This is a genomic window from Glycomyces sp. MUSA5-2 (assembly GCF_037034145.1).
Taxonomy (GTDB): Bacteria; Actinomycetota; Actinomycetes; order Mycobacteriales; family Micromonosporaceae; genus Glycomyces; species Glycomyces artemisiae.
The window spans coordinates 139,828-157,994 of the sequence record NZ_JBAGKG010000006.1; the positions used below are offsets into that span (position 1 = coordinate 139,828).

Annotated in this window: 17 protein-coding genes; all 17 read left to right on the forward strand. The window is 71.4% G+C overall.

Annotated features, from left to right (window positions below; all coding sequences use genetic code 11):
* Positions 1–38: 38 nt before the first annotated feature.
* A complete protein-coding gene (locus WA640_RS19575) occupies positions 39–1,070 on the forward strand; it encodes a hypothetical protein (RefSeq protein WP_335989841.1) in 1,032 nt (343 codons plus the stop codon).
* 160 nt (positions 1,071–1,230) lie between these two features.
* Positions 1,231–1,554 (forward strand): hypothetical protein, encoded by a 324-nt coding sequence (locus WA640_RS19580; protein WP_335989842.1) that lies wholly within the window; start codon positions 1,231–1,233, stop codon positions 1,552–1,554.
* A 107-nt stretch (positions 1,555–1,661) separates the two neighbouring features.
* A complete protein-coding gene (locus tag WA640_RS19585) occupies positions 1,662–2,072 on the forward strand; it encodes a hypothetical protein (protein ID WP_335989844.1) in 411 nt (136 codons plus the stop codon).
* Positions 2,073–2,218: 146 nt separating this feature from the next.
* Positions 2,219–2,896: a hypothetical protein gene (locus tag WA640_RS19590; RefSeq protein WP_335989845.1), complete on the forward strand. Its 678-nt coding sequence runs from the start codon at positions 2,219–2,221 to the stop codon at positions 2,894–2,896.
* Positions 2,893–3,648: a hypothetical protein gene (locus WA640_RS19595; RefSeq protein WP_335989846.1), complete on the forward strand. Its 756-nt coding sequence runs from the start codon at positions 2,893–2,895 to the stop codon at positions 3,646–3,648. The genes WA640_RS19590 and WA640_RS19595 overlap by 4 nt, the downstream gene beginning before the upstream one ends.
* Positions 3,645–4,136, forward strand: coding sequence for a hypothetical protein (locus WA640_RS19600; protein WP_335989849.1), 492 nt, complete (start codon positions 3,645–3,647; stop codon positions 4,134–4,136). The genes WA640_RS19595 and WA640_RS19600 overlap by 4 nt, the downstream gene beginning before the upstream one ends.
* Before the next feature lie 101 nt (positions 4,137–4,237).
* The gene (locus WA640_RS19605; protein WP_335989852.1) at positions 4,238–5,263 is read left to right on the forward strand and encodes a DUF4192 family protein; all 1,026 of its coding nucleotides are present in this window, start codon (positions 4,238–4,240) and stop codon (positions 5,261–5,263) included.
* A 151-nt stretch (positions 5,264–5,414) separates the two neighbouring features.
* Complete coding sequence (locus WA640_RS19610; protein WP_335989854.1) at positions 5,415–5,888, forward strand: hypothetical protein; 474 nt, start codon at positions 5,415–5,417, stop codon at positions 5,886–5,888.
* Positions 5,881–6,363, forward strand: coding sequence for a hypothetical protein (locus WA640_RS19615; RefSeq protein ID WP_335989855.1), 483 nt, complete (start codon positions 5,881–5,883; stop codon positions 6,361–6,363). The genes WA640_RS19610 and WA640_RS19615 overlap by 8 nt, the downstream gene beginning before the upstream one ends.
* Positions 6,364–6,591: 228 nt before the next feature.
* Positions 6,592–7,851: an AAA family ATPase gene (locus tag WA640_RS19620; RefSeq protein ID WP_335989856.1), complete on the forward strand. Its 1,260-nt coding sequence runs from the start codon at positions 6,592–6,594 to the stop codon at positions 7,849–7,851.
* Complete coding sequence (locus WA640_RS19625) at positions 7,848–9,548, forward strand: hypothetical protein (RefSeq protein WP_335989858.1); 1,701 nt, start codon at positions 7,848–7,850, stop codon at positions 9,546–9,548. Before WA640_RS19620 ends, WA640_RS19625 begins: the two co-directional genes overlap by 4 nt.
* A 121-nt stretch (positions 9,549–9,669) precedes the next feature.
* Positions 9,670–10,116, forward strand: a complete 447-nt coding sequence (locus WA640_RS19630; protein WP_335989859.1) for a hypothetical protein — start codon at positions 9,670–9,672, stop codon at positions 10,114–10,116.
* Between the two features lie 258 nt (positions 10,117–10,374).
* Entirely contained in the window at positions 10,375–13,257 is a 2,883-nt protein-coding gene (locus WA640_RS19635; RefSeq protein ID WP_335989860.1) for a DEAD/DEAH box helicase, read from the forward strand.
* 134 nt (positions 13,258–13,391) lie between these two features.
* A complete protein-coding gene (locus WA640_RS19640) occupies positions 13,392–14,396 on the forward strand; it encodes a hypothetical protein (RefSeq protein ID WP_335989863.1) in 1,005 nt (334 codons plus the stop codon).
* A gap of 260 nt (positions 14,397–14,656) precedes the next feature.
* On the forward strand, positions 14,657–15,193 hold the full coding sequence (locus WA640_RS19645) for a hypothetical protein (RefSeq protein ID WP_335989866.1): 537 nt from the start codon (positions 14,657–14,659) through the stop codon (positions 15,191–15,193).
* Position 15,194: 1 nt separating this feature from the next.
* On the forward strand, positions 15,195–16,913 hold the full coding sequence (locus WA640_RS19650) for a hypothetical protein (protein ID WP_335989869.1): 1,719 nt from the start codon (positions 15,195–15,197) through the stop codon (positions 16,911–16,913).
* A 67-nt stretch (positions 16,914–16,980) separates the two neighbouring features.
* The gene (locus WA640_RS19655; protein WP_335989871.1) at positions 16,981–18,096 is read left to right on the forward strand and encodes a DUF4192 family protein; all 1,116 of its coding nucleotides are present in this window, start codon (positions 16,981–16,983) and stop codon (positions 18,094–18,096) included.
* Positions 18,097–18,167: the final 71 nt, after the last annotated feature.

Sequence of the window (18,167 nt, forward strand, 5' to 3'; positions counted from 1 at the left end):
ATGCGCCCACCGCACACCAAATCGAGAGGAACCACACCATGTCCGCTTCGACCGTCTCCGCCCTGTACACCGGGGTCCAGCTCGACCCCGATGTCCCCGCGCCCGGCCGCGCCTCACTGGCCGACCTGACGATCCTCGCTCCGCGCTGGCTGAGCCGGCCCTTGGACGAGGCGATCGCCGTCGTCTGGCTCGCCGACGCACGCCCGATCGCGTGCGTCGGCATCGACCTCGACGACGCGGACGCCATGCGCCGCCTCCGCTCCGCGGTCCGGGAGGCCGGCAGCGAATACTGCGACACCGCCGTCCTCGCCTACACCTCCCAGGAGCGCTGTGACGGGCTGGTCGCCACCGACGACCAGCTCAGGTCCATGCTCGAGCGTCCCCTTCTCGAGCTGACGACGGTCCTGGTCCGCATCGACACCGACGCCGGCGACCTCTTCTACCGCAAGCTGGACCAGCCCTGGACGCCCATTGGAACCGCGTTCGACCCTTCGCGCACGATCGCGTCGCTGGATGCGGACAGCCGGGCCTGGGGACGATGGGGCGTGCTCGACGCGACCGGGGCCCTCGGCCACCGCGACCCCCGCTGGCCGGTGCAGGTGCCGCGCGAGCGCCGGGCCCGGGCCGAGATGTCGGCCACCGAGCGGTACCACGACGGGCAGCGCGCGGTCGAGCTCGCGCAGGAGATGGCGTTCCTGCCCGGCCCGGGCCACGCCCTCGCGATGGGCGGGGCGGTCCTGGACTGCCGCACCCTCGCATGGGTGTGCCGCGCCTTCGCCACGACGCCCGCGCACCCGCGCCTGGACCCGTGGCTGTGGGCGGCCCGCCTGCTCCCGGGCGAGGGCCACTGGGCGGCCGGCATGGCCGGGCTCGGCTGCCACTTGGCCGGGCGGCGCTCAGCCGCGCGCATGGCGCTGGCCCGCCAGGCCCAGATCACCGACGACAACCGCACCCGCGTCCTCGCAGACGCCGTCCTCGACGAGATCAGCCCCACCCAACTGCAGGCGCTCATCGCCGCCCGGGCTTGGGACTGCGACCGGCCCTGCTGCACGAATCAGGGCCAGCACTGACCTGCCCGGCCCGGCCCGCCGAGTCGTCCGCTCGGCTCCGCCGTGTTCTCAGCGGCGCACCGATCAGGCGCGCCGCGTTCTGCCGCACGCCAACGGAAAAGAGGGGCCGCATCGCGGCCCCTGCCTTCGTCATCCAATCCATCGAAAGTAGGTCCAACCCATGTCATTCGACTTCACACTCGGCGAGCTGCTGCTCGCCGCCCTCGTGGGCGCGGCCGCCTTCGTCCTCGGCACCCGCACCCGCCGGAGGCACCCGCGCATCACCGCCGACGCCGCACCGCACCTGGTTGGCGCCGCCCGCATCCTCGCGAGCCTGGAAGCCCGCATCGTTGCGGCGCACCTCGCCCCGATCTGTCCCGCCGCGAAGGAACTGCTGCTGCGCCTCCACTGCAGTGTCCTCGACGACGCCGGTCTCGACACCGACGACCTCGCCCCCATCACGACGACCCTCCACGACTTGACCGCACCGACCCGCACCCCGTAACCGCACTCGCAGTCCCGCAGCGATCCAACAACCAGCGAGGGCAGCGCCGAACGGCGCTGCCCTTCCGTATGCCCGGCAACGGGCCTGAACAGAAAGCAGACGACAGCATGGACGCCGACATCACCTACCAGGGCCGCATCGGCCTCGAACCCGCCATGAGCGTCGAGTGGTGGATCCAGCACCTCGACCACCACCTCGACTTCGCCTCGATCAACCCGCGCGCCTACCCCACCCTGGCCCCGGTGCTGATCCCCGTCCTGTCCCAGGACGAGCGCACCGTCATCGCCGTCAAGCCCGGCGCCCTCGGCACCGACCACGCCGTGATGGTCATATCCCTGCGCCGCCTCGCCCACCTCGCCGCCCTGGCGAACGAAGACGGCTGCGTGGCCCGCATGACCGGGCAGTTCACCGGCATCGGCGACGAGGGCGAGCAGTACACCGTCCATGTGCGCAACGACGACCTCGTCGTCCACGCCACCGCCCTCCCGCCCGGCAGCACCGGCGGCGGGCGCCCGTGACGCCGCCACCTGGCATGCCAACAGGGGGCAACGTCGCGCGCACGCGGCCCGAGCAGGCGCACTCCGGTGCACGCGAACTCGACTCGACGCGCGCGTGGAGTTGCGCCAATCTCCCCACCGACCGAACCGAAAGGAAATCCTCCATTATGGATCATCGTACGCGGGGGCGTGAGCGCCTCGCGGAACTCGTCGCTGCCGCCGACAGCGTGCTCGCGCTCCCCGAAGCGGGCGCGATCACCACGCAGATGGCGCTGCGATCACCGACCATCGGGCGCTGGAGCCTGCGCAGCCAATGCCTGCTCTCCCTCCAGGAGCACGCGAGTGGCACCACAGTCACCGAGCTCGGCACCCGCGACGCCTGGCTCGAACACGGCCACCGCATCCGCAAGCGCGCCAGCGGCTTCTACGTACTCAGCACGCAGAACCGCGAGCGCGGCTGCTTCCGAGTCTTCACCCCTGACCAGACCCGGGCCATCCACACCGACACCGGCACACCCGGGTCGAAGGGGCGCGGGCCCGGTGCGGTGTGGCTGCGGACCCTGCGCCGCGAACTCGACTGGTGCGGGTACGCGCTCGAACTCGCCGAGGGCGAGACCGTCCACCTCGAAGTCGCAGCGGGCCGGGTGGTGTTCGCCGCCGAGCGGCACACCAAGCGCAAGCCGTTGGAGGCGCTCGCGCAGGTGTGCGCCGAACTCACCCTCGCCACCCCCGCCCGCCGCCACACCGACACTCGAGCCGCCCCGCGTCAGCGGACCGCCGCGGCCCCAGGACCGCAGGCGATGCCGCAATCAACCCGAACCCGACCCGAAGGAGCACACCAGTGACCAACCAGCCCAACCCGACCGGCCCCGGCCGCGGCCGCGGCGCCGCAGCACCGCCCGGCGGCGCCGACATCACGATGCCCCACCTCGACCAGATCGTGCACGATGAGTCCCGCACCTTCGCCGAGCGCAACCGCGCCCGCGCCCACCGCGCCGCCCTCCGACTCCGCCCCGCCTCCACCGGCGCGAGCGCTGACCTGCCCGACCGGGAGACGATCATCGCCGCCCTGGTCGACGAGCTCCACTGCGGCGAAGGCACCGGCGCCTTCATCGACGAGCTCATCACCGACGCGCTCCGTGCGTATTGGCGCGATGTCGAGGCCGAGGAGCGCGAACTCGAGGCATGGCGAGCGGAGATCTGGACCTGGTGCCGCCACTGCGGGCAGCGCCGACAGGAGCCGCACCGGTGGTTCGAGCCGTGCAGCTCGTGCCGCTTCCGCGTGCAGCAGCGGGACTCGCGCATCAGCGACGACCCGGTCGTAGCGAACGAGCAGCGCGGGTACCTGGTCGAGGAGACCCTCGACGCGTTCGCCGCCCGCACCGGCCAGGGCGCACCGCTCGCGTACGCCGACAACGAGGTCCGCGCTGAGGTGTTGCGGGACTTCATCTGCAACGCCGGGCACTGGGCCGACGGCTGGGGCGGCGATATCGACCAGCTCCTCGCCGACGCCCAGGCGATCTACCGCGACGAACGCGCCGACGCCGAGCACGACGACACCCGAGACGACGACGCGGCCGAGGAGGTGGGGGCATGATCGCACCCCAGGAACAGCACCGCCAGGACCCGCCTGCCGTGCAGGTCCTCGGTCTCGGCGTGCTGCGCCTGCCCGAGGCCGAAGGTCGGACCGGCGGGGAAGGCATGGTCGCCTTGCACCACCCCGCCACCGAGCAGCGTCTCGCGCTCCGCCGCGTCCCGCTCGGCGGCACCGGGACGCTCGTGGCCGTCCTCCACAAGGACACCTGGCCCGGCCTCACCCGCTGGACCGGACTCCACACCCAAGGACCGGCCACCGTGAGTCTCGCGCTGGCGCGCGGCCACGTCTGCCTGGAGATCTCCGGTGCCGTCGGCAGCGAAGAGGCCGTTCTGGCGGGCTGCAGTCCGCGCGGAGACGGCTGGTGCTGGCTCGACCGCGACGCTGTCGGCTTCGCCGCCGACCGCAGCGTCCGCCTCGAAATCCACCGCGCCTGCACCTGCTCCCGCGCGCTCGCCGAGGCACCGACACCCGTCCACGCGGCCGCCTGAGACGGCCAGCACCAATTAGAGGCGGTGCGGGACAAGCGAATTGGAACCCCCTTGTCCCGCACCAGCACCGCAAGCATCCCATCGTGAGAAAGGACAACGCAGTGTATCTGCGATCGTACGCCGCCTCCGGCGTCGGCACCATCAACCTGCTCAACCCCGGCGTCGTCGCCGCCCTGGCCCCGGTCCTGCTGGGCCGGGCCCCCGTCGAGGAGATCGTCGGCATCGGCTCCTGGGGCGCCACCACCGGCGCCCTGGCTTCCTGGCCCCTCGCCGACCTCGACACCGAGGACGCCGCCGACCGATTCATCCGCGTCTTCACCGCCGCCGACTGCCGCCAGCTGTGGCTGCTGGCCTACACCAACGACACCCAGGCACTTCCATCTCGCATCGCCGCGCTCCAGGAAGCCATGTCCGACACCGTATTCCAAAGCAACGACCGGCTCCTGCACATCACCGCCGACGGTCTCCAATGGAGCCGCCTGGCGAGGTGCGCGGGCGAACCGGAACCGGGCACCTGGGACCGCGTCGTCGCACTGGACCCGGTCGTCGCGCGCATGTGGACCCTGGCCTGCCGTGCCGGACTCCACCAGACCCGCACGATGCAGCGCGAGGCCGGGGAGCGAGTCGCGCCCGACGTGCTCGCGACCGCACGCCGCATCCGGCACGAGGCGATCGGGCGCCGCCGCGCCACCAACCCCGAGCACCTCGCCGCCGCAGACCGCCGCCTGCTCGCCGCAACACTCGCCGACCCGCGCGTCCCGGCCGTGCCGACGCTGGTCGAGCTGGGCCTCGCGCTCGCCGAACACCCGGTGGTGCTCGCCGAGGCGATCGAGGCGGTCTGGGCGGCCAAGAATTCCGTCCAGGCCCGCATCGAACTGTGGCAGGGCGCCGCCCGCATCGGCGTCGACGACGCCAGGGCCACCGCCCTCGCACTTGTCGCGCTCGCCGCCTGGCGCACCGGCGACCTCGCCACCGCGACCTCCGCGCTCGAGCTCGCGCTCGGCGAGCACTGCCCGCTTGCGGAGCTGCTGGCCGACGTCATCGCCTACGGCGTCGCCGCCGCCGACCTCGACCACGGCGCACCCCTGGTCTCGGGCCACCTCGTGGACACCGGCATCGGCACCTGACCTCGCCGCTGCACCCCGTCCCGGACCGACACGGGGACCAACGGCGTCAGGACTGTAGCCCACCAGGGGCGCAACCTGACCAGTCCTGTACCCGGCGGGCGTCACAGCGTTGCCGCGCCCGCCGTCCGCACCATTTCAGAAAGGCACCAGCATGCACCAGCCTGCACGAAAGTTCCTCCTCTCGGGGATCTTCAGCCTCCCCGCGGCCGAAATCGATATCGGCCGCTTCGGCAGCTTCCGGATCGGCCGACCCGTCTACAGCAGCGGGAACAAGCTCCGCGCACTCAACTACCAGCTCCCGGACCTCGAGCTGGCAGGGACGCGGGTCATCTTGACCGCCAGGGTCAGCGGCGTCCACGCTCCCGTCCTCGGGGCCGACCCCGACTTCGGCGTCCAACCCCGCACGGTCGCGATCGGCGACGAGATCGAAATCGGCCGCGGCCGATTGCACCGGCTCCCCGGCAGAGCGCACCGACCGCCCACCATCGGCCTGCTCCCCGACGCCGCGACCTTCGGGCCCTGGCTGGACCCGCAGGCCTGCTGCGACCTCGACATGCAGACCATCCGTCTCTACGCGACACCGTGGACCGGACCGATCACCACGAGCGGGAGGGGCCGTGACTGATCTCGATCGGCCGCCGCAGCTGCTGCTGGGGACGGGCATCCTCACCTGGCCTGCGGCCGAACGCGACCTGGGCCGGTACGGGACCGTCAGCCTCCGGCCCGAGGCCGACAGCTTCGACCTGGCGCGCTTCACGCTCGGGGACTGGGACGGCATGTACGTCCGGCTGCACGCCACGGTCACCGCGCTGCGCTGGCCGGTGATGCCGACCGACCCGCTCCTGGGCGTCGGCCCCCGCGCTCCCGAGGTGGGCCGGACCTATCCGCTCGGCGCGGGCGCCCTGTTCGTCCTCGACCGGACCGAGGCTCCGGGATACGCCGTCGGGACCGTCCCGACCGGCCCGGTGCCGCGACCGACCCGGTGGCTGGACGTCCAGCGCCTCTACGACCTGCACAACCACATCGTGAGCCTTGAGGCCCACCGCATCGCCGACCCGCCGCACTCGGCCCGGGTCTGGTCGAGCCCGCTCGACCTGTAACAGGCGCGACCACCAGACCGCGAAATCTCGGGCCGCGCCTGCCCTGCTCCACCAGAAGGAAAAGCAGTTCCTGCATCGTATCGACCGGACTGCCACCGGCGCTGCATACGCACGCCGAACCCGCGGCCTCCAGCGAGGCCGCGGCTGCACCACTCGCCTGCGCGGGCCCGCACTGCAGCGGGCCCGCGCAGACCGTTTCTCCATGCCCTGCAACAGGAAGGCAGCAGCATGTCAGGCAGACCACCGAACGCGCTCAAACGCGAGATCCAAGACATCCTCACCGCCAGCGGCCAGCCGATGACCGTCGCCGCCGTCTACGCCGAAGTCCTCAAGAACGGGCAGACCTCCTCCGGTGCGGTCGCCCAATCGCTCAAGCGCCTGGTCGCCGACGGCGACGCGGTCAACCTCGGCGGCAAACCACTCCTGTTCGCCACCGACACCACCAGCAAGACAACCCAGGCAGCCCCCGCACCGACACCCGCTCCGGCGCCGACCTCCGGGAGGCGCCGCCGCGTGGCGCCCGTAGCGCGCCCCAACGGCACCTCGTACTTCCCGCGCGACCTCCACGGCCGCCCCGATGTCGAGGTCCTGCAGGACTTGCGCGCGGCCGGCATCCCTGTGCTGCTGCAAGGCCCGCCGGGGACGGGCAAGACCGCCCTGGCCGAGGCGTCCTTCCCCGACCTGGTCACCGTCGCCGGCGACGGCGACACCTGCGTCGGTGACCTGGTGGGCGAGTACACCCAGGAGACCGACGGGACCTTCGTCTTCCATTACGGGCCCCTGGTGCGAGCTATGCGCGAGGGCCGCGCGCTGCTCATCGACGACGCCACCCTCATCGCGCCACCAGTGCTGGCCACGCTCTACCCGGCCATGGACGGGCGCGGCGAGATCGCCATCAAAGCCCACAAGAACGAAACCGTCACCGCCGCCGAGGGCTTCTACGTCCTGGCCGGGCACAACCCGTTCGTACACGGCGCGGTCCTCACCGAGGCGCTCGCCTCCCGATTCGGCATCCACATCGACATCCACACCGACTACGACCTCGCCGCCCAGCTCGGCGTCCCGACCGCGGCGATCACGATCGCCAAAGCACTGTCCAAGAAGCACACCGAAGGCAAGGTCACGTGGGCGCCGCAGATGCGGGAGCTCATCGCGTTCCGCGACACCGCGCGCCTCATGGGCGAGAAGTTCGCCCTGCACAACCTCGTCGGCATCGCCCCCGAGGCCGACCGCACCGTGGTCGCCCAGGCTGTCTCCGCCGCCGCCGGGACTCGCGCCCGCCCGCTGACCCTCGGCGCCCAACTCACCACCACCACCGCCCCCGCGCCGCCCGCGCCAGCGCCGCCGCCCTCCAGCGCCGGGACACCGACCGCACCCACACCCACAGCACCGCAACCACAACCGCAACCGCAACCACAACCGCAACCGCAACCGCAACCGCAACCGCAACCGCAACCGCAACCGCAACCGAATGGAGCATCGACATGACCCGACAGCATCCGCACCAGCCGACCGGCAGCACACCCACACCCTGCGATCCGGCATGGCGGCAGGTCTCGGCCGACCTGACCGACCTGCTCGCCGTCATCCTCGGGACCGGCGGCACCACCGTCGTGGCGACCCCCGGGGCCGGGCACGGCGCCGCCGGCGCCTACCTCAAAGCCCACAACGTCGTCGAGCTCGACACCGACCTGTGCTGTCCCGGCCTGGCGCCCGACGAGATGGATGTGGCCGACTCCTTCGACCACTTCTGGTACCCGGTCCTCATCGGCGTCCTGTGCCACCAGAGCGCCCATGTCCGCCACTCCCAGTGGGACCTCGACGACGCCTGGCCGTTCTGGGTCGCCCGCTCCGCCGTCCTGCTCGAAGAGGTCCGCATCGAAGCGGCCCACCTCAAGCGCCGCCCCGACGACCGGCAGTGGCTGCGCTCGGCCGCCGATCAGCTCCAACCCGCCGCGGCCGCGGCGAGCTCGTACCCGCTGCTGGACCTGGCGCAGGCCGCCGAGGCCGCCTGCCTGACCCTCGGACGGGTTGACGCCGGCGTCTTCGACCGCACCGACCCCGGCATCACCGCCGCCCGTCAGGCGCTGCACGCCGTACTCGGCGCCGACCTGCTCAACCGGCTCCAGCAGCTGTGGCGCGGCGCGATCATCTGCCCCGACACCGACACCGGCCGGATGAAAGACCTCGCCGTCGCCTGGTCCCGGGCCCTGATCAACCGGCAGGCCAAGGACCGCGCGAACACTGCGGCCGCCACCGGCGCCTTCACAGCGGTCGAGGACGCCATCGCCGACGCGCTCGCCCAGATCGCCGCCGACGCCCCCACCGCCGCCGATCCCGACGCCGCCACCGGCTGGAACCTCACCGGCGGTGGAGGCGGGGCCGGCGGGAACTCCACCGCCGAGGCGGGGAAGCAGTTGTGGGACAAGTTCACCTCGCCCGAGGCCGAACGCGACCCCACCAGCGAGGAACACGCCGCGAAGGCCACGCTCGGCGCGGCCATCAAGAAGGCCGCGCAGCGCCCGCCCGGGCACACCAGCGCCCCCGCCGCGCTCCCGCCAGGACGGCTGAACATGCGCGGCGTCCAGTCCGCCGCCGCGCAGAGAGCCGCCGGGGCCCTGGTTAGCGCGCAGATGTGGAAGCAGCGGGCCAAGGCGGCACCGGCCGACCCCGAAGCGCGCGTGGGGATCGCCGTCGATGTCTCCGGGTCCATGAGCGACTGGTTCGACCCCGCCGGATCGGCGGCGTGGATCTTCGCGCACGCCACGAAGATCTCCGGCGGCGCTGCCGCCGCCACCACGTTTGGCGAGCGGCCCCGCGCGCTGCTGGCCGTCGGCGAGACACCCGAGAAGGTGCCCCAGCCGGTCCTGGAGTACGCCACCGACCACGCCGACGTCGCGATCGCCGGCCTCATCGCCGCCCTCGACCTCGACCAGGCCGATGGCAACACCCGCGCCCTGGTGCTCATCACCGACGGGGACCTCGCCGCCTCCCAGCGGCAGGTCGTCGCCGACCAGTGCAAGCAGCTCACCGAAGCCGGGTGCGCGGTCATCCAACTCGGGCCCGCCCGCTCCAGGCCGCTCGCCCACGCCGAGCACATCCCGTGCCCCAAGCCCAGTGCGGTGATCGACGTCCTCGCCGACGCCGTCACCGACGCACTCGCCAAGGCCGCGAAGGCGACCTGACCGCACACGGGAGGCCGCCCGCACGGCGGCCTCCCGCTCCTGCCGACAACACCCTGGCCGCACGAGCGCTCGTGCGGCCAGACCCATCCCGAACCGCATTTCCGCTACCAGAAAGCAGCACATGAACGAGCAGTTCACCATCCGCATCACCGGGACCGTCCTGGACCACCTCACCGATCTCGCCCAACCCGGTGAGAGCGCCAACCAAGTCCTCGAACGGGTCCTCGGCCTCCTCGAAACCGGCCCCGACGGGCAACCCTCGCTGCGTGCCCGCCACCGCACCGGCCGCCACCGCGGCAACGTTGATCTGCTGCTCGCATCCGGCGAGCTCGCCCCCGGCGACCGACTCAGGTACACGCACCCGGGCGACGACGACTACACCGTAACCGTCCAGGTCGACGGCATGCTCCTGGGCGACGACGGCCGCTTCCACACCTCAACCACCGCCGCCGCCGTCGCGCACACCGGGATTGTCGGCAACAGTTCGACCACCCGGTGGATTCACGAGGCGACCGGTCGCACCCTCAAGGCGATCCTCGGCGACCGCTCTGCACGCAAGCGCCTCTAACTCCAACTCCCAGTCAAGGACCGCATTCGTCTCGGGCTGGCGAACCACACCGGTTCGCCAGCCCGCTCGCGCGCCTGCCCTTACCCAATCGCAGCCACTTTGGCCTTTGCCGAAGCCCGAACACTCCGCACCGCTCAACCACTCGTCGCGGACTCGACACCCGCCTGGAGCGGTGGTCCCATCCCACCTGCCGTCCACGACGCCCATGCCTCCTGTCGGGGTCGGGTTTGTCGATGTCCTGCAATGAAGGAGCCCGCCGTGAACCTACGTCCCTATCAGCGCGACGCCGTCGAGGCGATCTGCACACAACTCAAAGCCCACGACCGGACCCAAGTACACGCCGCCTGCGGCACCGGGAAATCCCTGATCGCCCTGGCCGCCGCCGACCGCCTCTGCCCCGGCGAGACCCTCATCGTCGTCACCGTCCCCACCATTGCCCTCGCCGCTCAGATCATCGCCACCTGGAGACGCCACACGCACCTCGACGCCGTGCTCGCGGTGTGTTCCGACGACACCATCACCGACACGGACCCGGACACCGCCGCAACGCTGTCCGACCTGCGCGCCGCCACCTCCACCGACCCCCAGGCCATCCGCGCCCATCTCGCCGGACTTTCCGGGCGCCGACTCATCGTCGCCACCTACCGCTCCGCGCCCGTCCTCGGCGACGCGCTCCAGCACGCCGGAGCCAGCGCCGATCTGCTGATCTGCGATGAGGCACACCACCTCACTGGCACCCCCGGCCTCATCAGCCGGATCCTCCACAACCAGGCCTTGCCCGCCGCGCGCCGCCTGTTTCTGACCGCGACCCCGCGCATCGACCTCGAAGCGGACGACCCCACCGCTTACCACTCGATGTCGGACGAAGACCTGTTCGGCCCGGTCGCCTATCGCTATCCCTTCGCCGAGGCGATCCGTGAGGGGCATCTCGACGACTACCGCGTCGCGGTCATCGGGATCGGCGAAGCCGACCTCCTCCAGGCCCTCAACGACACTGAACACGACTGGACCACCAGCGACGGGACGGGCCGCGATCTGCGCCTCCTCGCCGCCCAGCTGGCTTGCCTCAAAGCCGTCAAGCAGTTCGGGCTGCGGCGCGTCATCGCCTTCGCCAGCCGCATCGACTCCTCCAAGGAGTTCACCCGCGGCCTCCCCGCCGCCCGCGGCCTGCTCTCTGAAGCCGAGCGCCCGGGGACGGTGCACGCCGTCCACCTTGACGGCACCACACTCGGGCCCACCCGTGGCCGCCACCTCGAGGCGCTCCGCCACCCGCCCGCCGACGTGACTGTCTTGTCGAACGTCCGGTGCCTGAGCGAGGGCGTCGATGTTCCCAGCGTCGACGGCGTCATCTTTACCCACGCCAAGCACAGTCCGGTCGACACTGTCCAAGCCATCGGCCGGGCCCTGCGTACCAGCCCCACCGGCGAGGGGATTGCGACCATCATCGTCCCCATCGTCATCCCCGCCGCCGACGACGCCACCGACATCACCGACCTCGACCCTCAGCAGTGGGAGGTGCTGTGGGAGGCGGTCAACGCCCTGCGCTCCCTCGACAGCGACCTCGCCTTCGCGCTCGACCGGCAGCGCCGCACCTATGACCACACCCCGATCGAACTGCCCGACCGGATCACCATCGAGCTTCCCGCCGGCGCCGACATCCGCCTTGCCGAACGCCTCCGGCTGCTGCTGGTGCGCCGCACGACGACCGCCTGGCAGGAAGGCTACAACGCCGCTGCCGCGTTCGCGGCCGCACACGGGCACCTGCGCGTCCCCGCTGGCCATTTCGAGTCGGGAGCCCCACTGGGGAACTGGATCCATTACCAGCGCCAGCGCCGCGCCAAAGGCCTGCTCCCACCGCACCGAGTCGACGCCCTCGAGGACCTGGGCATGGTCTGGGATGGCCGGGCACACCGGTGGGCGGTCCTGCTGGAACGGCTGCGGCAGTTCACCACCGAACACGGTCACGGCGACGTCCCGGCCAGATACGCCTTCCCCGACGGGTACCAGCTCGGCTCCCGCGTCGTGGACATGCGCCGCCACCCCGACCGAATCCCCGCCCACATCCGCACGGAGCTGGACGCGCTCGGGATCACTTGGGACAGCCAAGCCCACAAAGAAACCCTCCTGATCGACCACGCCGATGCATTCACCAGCGAACACGGACACGGCCACATCACCACCCGGTACCGGTGCGAGGACGGCTACCCGCTCGGTGCACGCCTCCAGCAAGCCCGAAAGACCTGGGAACGGCTCCTGCCGACCACTCGGAAAGCCCTGGAGGCGATGGGCATCGACGCCGAGCCTGGGGCTCGTTCCTGGGTCGACCTCATCCGGGCGTTCACGGCCCACCGCACCGAGCACCGCACCCCAGTGGTGCCCGTGCGATTCACCCGTCCCGACGGGTACCCGCTCGGGAGTGCACTGGCCGACGCGCGCAGGCGCCGAGACGATCTGCCCGCTGAGGTCGCGGCGGCACTTACAGCTGTCGGCATGGTGTGGGACCTGGACGCCTTTCGGTGGCAGACCCTACTCGAGCACGCTCGCGCCTTCCACACCACGCACGGACACCTCACCGTCCCGGCCGACTACACCAGTCAGGACGGCTTCGACCTGCCGGGGCGGCTCTGGCGCGCCCGCAAGCACCGCACCACCGTTCCCCAGCAGGTGCAGCACGAGCTGGAAGCCCTGGGCATGGTGTGGGACGTCGAAGAGCACCGGTGGACAACCTTCCTCGACGAACTCGAGCAATACCAGGCGCACCACGGTGATCTGCTCGTCCCCTCCGACTTCACCTGCGACGACGGATACCACCTCGGCAAGCGCATCAGCAACCTCCGCGCCCATCCCCAGAGCGCGCCGGAGTGGGTGCACGACCGCCTCGCTGCGCTCGGATTCATCTGGAACGCCCGCCAGCACCAATGGGACCTGCTCCTGACCCATCTGAGCGAGTACGTCACCGAACATGGCAACGCCCAGGTCCCCAAGAGCTACCAGTGCGCCGACGGATACCGGCTCGGCCGGGCACTCAGCAACGCCCGCAACCGCACCCGGCCCCTTCCCGACCGTGTCTTTGACGCCCTTACCGGCTACGGCCTCACCTGCAGGGCGCAACCACGCCGCGAGGGCGCCGGTCCCACCTGACTCACCCGCCGCAACCGAAAGGAGACCCGCCGACCGACGAACCACTCTCCGAACCACTCGCCGATGGCTCGACCTCCCTTAGGAGTCGAGCCATCGTCATGCACATGGCAATCACTACCTGAAAGGAGCAGCCCATGGCTGCCAAGCAACCCGACCCCGCTACCCGCAAGATCGCCGAATTCCTCAGCACCAACCCCGGTGTCCACGGCCTCGATGCGATCGCGCAGGGGACCGGTGTCTCCAAGCAACTGGCCGGAAAGATCCTCAATCAACTCGCCACCGCCACCCCGCCGGTGCTTCGCGTCGACGGAACCGGCACCGCCCGGGAGTGGACCTGGATCCTTCCCGCCCCCGCGGCAGGCGGCACCGAAGCCGCCAAGGACCCGAACCGTCCCACCGCGGCACCAGCCGCCCCCGCCGCTCCCTCGCACGTCAGCACGGGAGCAGACACCGATCCCGACGCCAGCGCCCCGGACGCCTCCGCGGACGATCAGGAAACCGAGCCCGAGGTCCGGGACGCCGACCAGATGGTCATGCACGCCGCCCGCACCCTCGCCGGAGCCACCGGCCCGCTCAGCACCGCCGAGATCGCCGCCGCCGGATACGTCTCGGCCACGTCCCTGCACCTGCTCACCGCACTGCGGGCCTTGGCCCACCAGGGCCTGATCGAGTGCTCGCGCCCCTTCGACCCCCAGTCGGAGGAATGCACCTGGGCATGGAAGGGGACGGACACGGCCGACCTGCTCGACCAAGCGGCGAAAGTCCAGCCCGACGACGCCCCCGACCAGGTGGCGTGCCCCGAATGCGGCACGACCAAGGCGATCCCGGGCATGCCCAAGGGACGCAAACCCGGATCGGGCCTCCGCGGCAACGGCACCTCCAAACTGGCCAAGGATCAACTCAGCGGCCTGGTGCGGGAATTCCTCGAACAGCCCGACAACGCCGGAGAGTCCTACAAGATCGGCGAGGTGGTGCGGGAACTGCGCGCGCAGCACGGCGACCTCGTCTCCAAGCACTCCTACGGATCGGTCAGCAAAGTGATGGCGAAGCTCACCGAACCGCCCGGGAAGGACCAGGTCGCGCTGCTGACCCTCGAAAACGAGAAACCCATCACCTACCGGGTCCGTGACCTCACCTGACCGGCACCCGTCCTTGCCGCGGGGGCGCCGTCGTACACCGGTGACGGAGTATGACGGCGCCTCCGAGGCGCTCGCGCGCCGCAGCCGAGCACATCGGCACTGTCGCAACGGGTCGGGAAGACCCGACAGCCGCCCAGGGCCGCTGAGCAGGGACTGCACGGGATCCGGGGGGCTGACCCCGCCCGGTTGATCCGTCAATGTGCGGCCAGCACCTGAACCCTATTCCGAGCGGCCGCGCCCACTCCAGAAAGGAACCAACAGTGAACCCACCAGTCTGCAAATCGATACATGGCCTCGCCTCCTTCGATCTGAGAGCCGTCGCCGGGCTCGTCCCGATCATCGTCGGCCGCAGCCCTTCCGAAGAGTTCGTTGCGATCGCAAGCCGACCACGAGGCCCGATCGACCTTTCGATCTGGCCGCTGACCGAGTCCCCCGCTGCCCGCACCGGTGACCGGTTCGCAAAGTTCCCCACGCCGGTAGGGGTCGAGGAGCTCCGGCTCATCGGATGCAGCGCCGATCCAGACAACATCGCCGTCTCCGGCGACACGGCAAGCATCGACTTCGGGACGATGCGCACGGCCCTGCCGCGGACACCCCTGTCCGGGGGCGAGCGGGCACTCGCGATGGCGGCCGTCTCCCTTGCCGCCGGATTGCCGATCGACCTCGGCGCGACGCTCCTGGCCCTCGACGCCGACAACATCGGGCACCTGGTCGTCGCCATCGGCGTCATCGCCCGATCCGCCACCCCGCCCCCGGCACGCCCCGGCCGCGCCGCGATCGTCGCTGTGGGGGCCTGAGGTGGGATTCACGCTCTGCTGGGCCTGCCGCATCCCGATCAAACCCGGCTCGGTCCGCTTCTGCGGCCCCGAATGCCAGACCCGATGGTGGGACGCTCCGGCCGCCGATGTCCCCGCGGGCCAGCGCTTCGCCCTCGGCGCGGGCCGCGTGGTCATCCACCGCGCCGAGGTCATGAGCGACCGCTGGGGCACCCTCACCCTCACCGACGACCAGGGCAGCCGCCACCGCTTCGACACCAAGCACACCGGCGCCCGCGGGACCCTCGTCGCCCGCGTGCTTGACCGCCCCACCGCCGAGCAGGCCGCCCGGGTCGGACTCTCCGGCCACGCCGCACCCGAGGAAGGCGAGTACATCCGTCTCGGGCACGGCGCCGTGTTCTACGAGGAGGAGCTCGGCGGACGTGACGCGGTCGCGATCGGCGTCCGCCCGGCCTGGACCGATCCGCGCCTGGGCTGGCTCTGCGAAGGCCAGGCCGTCCGGCTCCTGGGACGGTCGGTCGCCCTCGAACTCCACGCCCCCGACGCGCCGGGCCTGCGCGCGGCCGTCCCCGAGAACCACGCCGGGGCCCCCGGCCCGGCGGACGAGCCCGGTACCAAAGGGACGCCGCCGTGGCGATCGGACTACCGCGTCCGCGTCGGCGCGCTCCTGGAGAGCCTCGCCGCCGAGTACCTCCACTGGCCCGTCGACCAGGACGGCGAGACCTTCACCATCTGCGACGACACCGCCGAGATGACCATCGCCGCCCCCGCCGCAGAGGAGTACCAGCACCTGATGGGCGGGGCGGAGCTGGACGACCTCACCGGGGCCGCCCGCGCGCACTTCAGCGGAACCGGACTCTCTCGGGCCGTGACGATCCGGGCCTACTGCGCAGGTACGCGCTTCGCAATGACCTGGAGCGCCGGAGCCGCGGCGCCCGAGGTCCACACGGAGGCGTGGCCCGCCCCGCATGGATACTTCCCCGAATACCTCGAACAGCTCGCCGCGGTGCGGCCCCGCCGACCTGACCCAGGGCCCGGCGACCGGCGATCCTGGCATGAGGTGGTCCGAGCCGCGCTCGCGGCGATCCCCGAAGGACGGTGGACGACGTTCAAGGACCTGACGGACTTGACCGGCCACCACCAGCGCGAAATCGTCAGCCACCTCGCCAAGCACACGATCGTCGGCAGGCACCGGGTCCTCAACGTGACCGGGCGGCCCAGCTCTCGGGGCTCAACCGGCCTCGACCCCGACGCCGTCCAGCGCACGCTGCGTCGCGAAGGTGTCGGATTCAGCGCGATCGGCATCGCCGATCCGCTCCAGCGGATGTACGCCGACGAGCTGCGCGAGGCCATCGGGCGCCAACCTGCACCACCGTCCTCCGCGCCGTCCGGACCTGCGCACGTGACCTCCGCACCCCGCAGGGCGCCCGCATGGACCGACACGGTGCGCACGGTCGTGGAGGCGATACCAGCGGGGAAGTGGACCAGCAGCAGTGCGCTCGGCGAGGTGACCGGCGTCCGGGCGCAGGTGGTTACCAGATTCCTGGACCTCCAGGCAGTCCAAGGACGCCACCGCGTCCTCACCTCGGCGGGCCGCCCCCGCGCCTGCTACGCGGACCCTGATGCCGAACGCGAGCGCCTCCGCGCCGAAGGCGTCGCATTCTCCGGGCAATGCGCCAGTCCGCGCGCGCACCTCGGCGCTGCCGACCTGAAGAGCCTCACCGAGGTCCGCAACTCCTAACCGAACCCGGCGCGGCGCCCCTCCGGCGCCGCGCCGTCCACTCCACACCAGAAAGGGGCGCAACCCCGTGTTCCACAACGCCACCGGCGATCCGATCTACGAGCGCGCCGGGCACATAGCAGGAGAAGCGCGAACCCTGCGCGAGCAGCTCGCGCAGCACGGCGGCGAGGGCCGCACCTCCCGCACCGGCCACCTCCCTCGTCTGCACGAGCTCGCCGACGCCGACCCCGGTGTCATCGCCGCGCTCGTGCCTCACCTCCTGAACGAGCCGCCCGAGGAGGCCCTCGTGGCGATCGCGCTCGGCCTCGCGGGTCCCTTGCAGATCGTGGCCGCTCCCCTGCACCACCTCAGATACGAGCGGGAGGAGGAGCTCGCGGAGTTCAGCGAGGCCCTCAGCCGAGCCGGAGCCACCCGCGGATGGCTCATCGGGTTCGCAGCCGATCCGACCGACGTCGCCGAAGCGGTCGTCAGGGTGGGTGAGTTCCACGACGCGCTCGACTTCATCGAGCGCAGCACCGCACTGATCGTGACCAACAGCGGGACCCGCTACGGTCGCCTGGCCGAGAGCACTGACTCCGACCTGGCACTCCACACCGAGCCGCTCCCCGACCTCGACCCGGCATGGGCCCGCCTGACGGCGATCGCGATCTGCGCCCACGGGGTGCGCGCAGCCCGCATGCAATTGTTCGGCCTGCCCGAGGGCATCGGTGAACTTGACCAGCTGGTCGCCGCCAACGACCAGATCGCGCGGCTGCGAATGCTCGCCGCCAGCGCGGACGCCGCCGCCCTAGCCGTCCGCGACCGCGCGCAGCTTGACGACCTCCTCTCGCGCATGCGGCCCCTCACCGCACCCGAAGCAATCAACCTGTCCACCGCGCTGGCGACCGACTCCCCGCTGTTCGCCGCCGCGGTGAACCACATCCTCGACGGCACCCACACGGCCGCCGCCGGATGTCACTTGTGGAACGAACTCACCCGCCACGCCTACGGGCCCGCTCGGACCGCCTGCGCGGCGCTCGCGGCCCTGGCCGCCTGGGATGCCGACGACTCGGCCCTGGTGGCCGCAGCGCGTGCCGTCATGGCCGAGGCCGAGGAACTCCCCCCGGCCGTAGCCGCCATCGCCGACGTCCTGGATGCCGGTGCCGCCACGAAGGACTCGCGCAGCTACCTCCGCGGAGCCTAGCTTCGCCGCACCGGTCACGGCAATGCAGCCCAGGAGTCCTGAGGTGGGCAAGCACGAGAAACACACCGAAC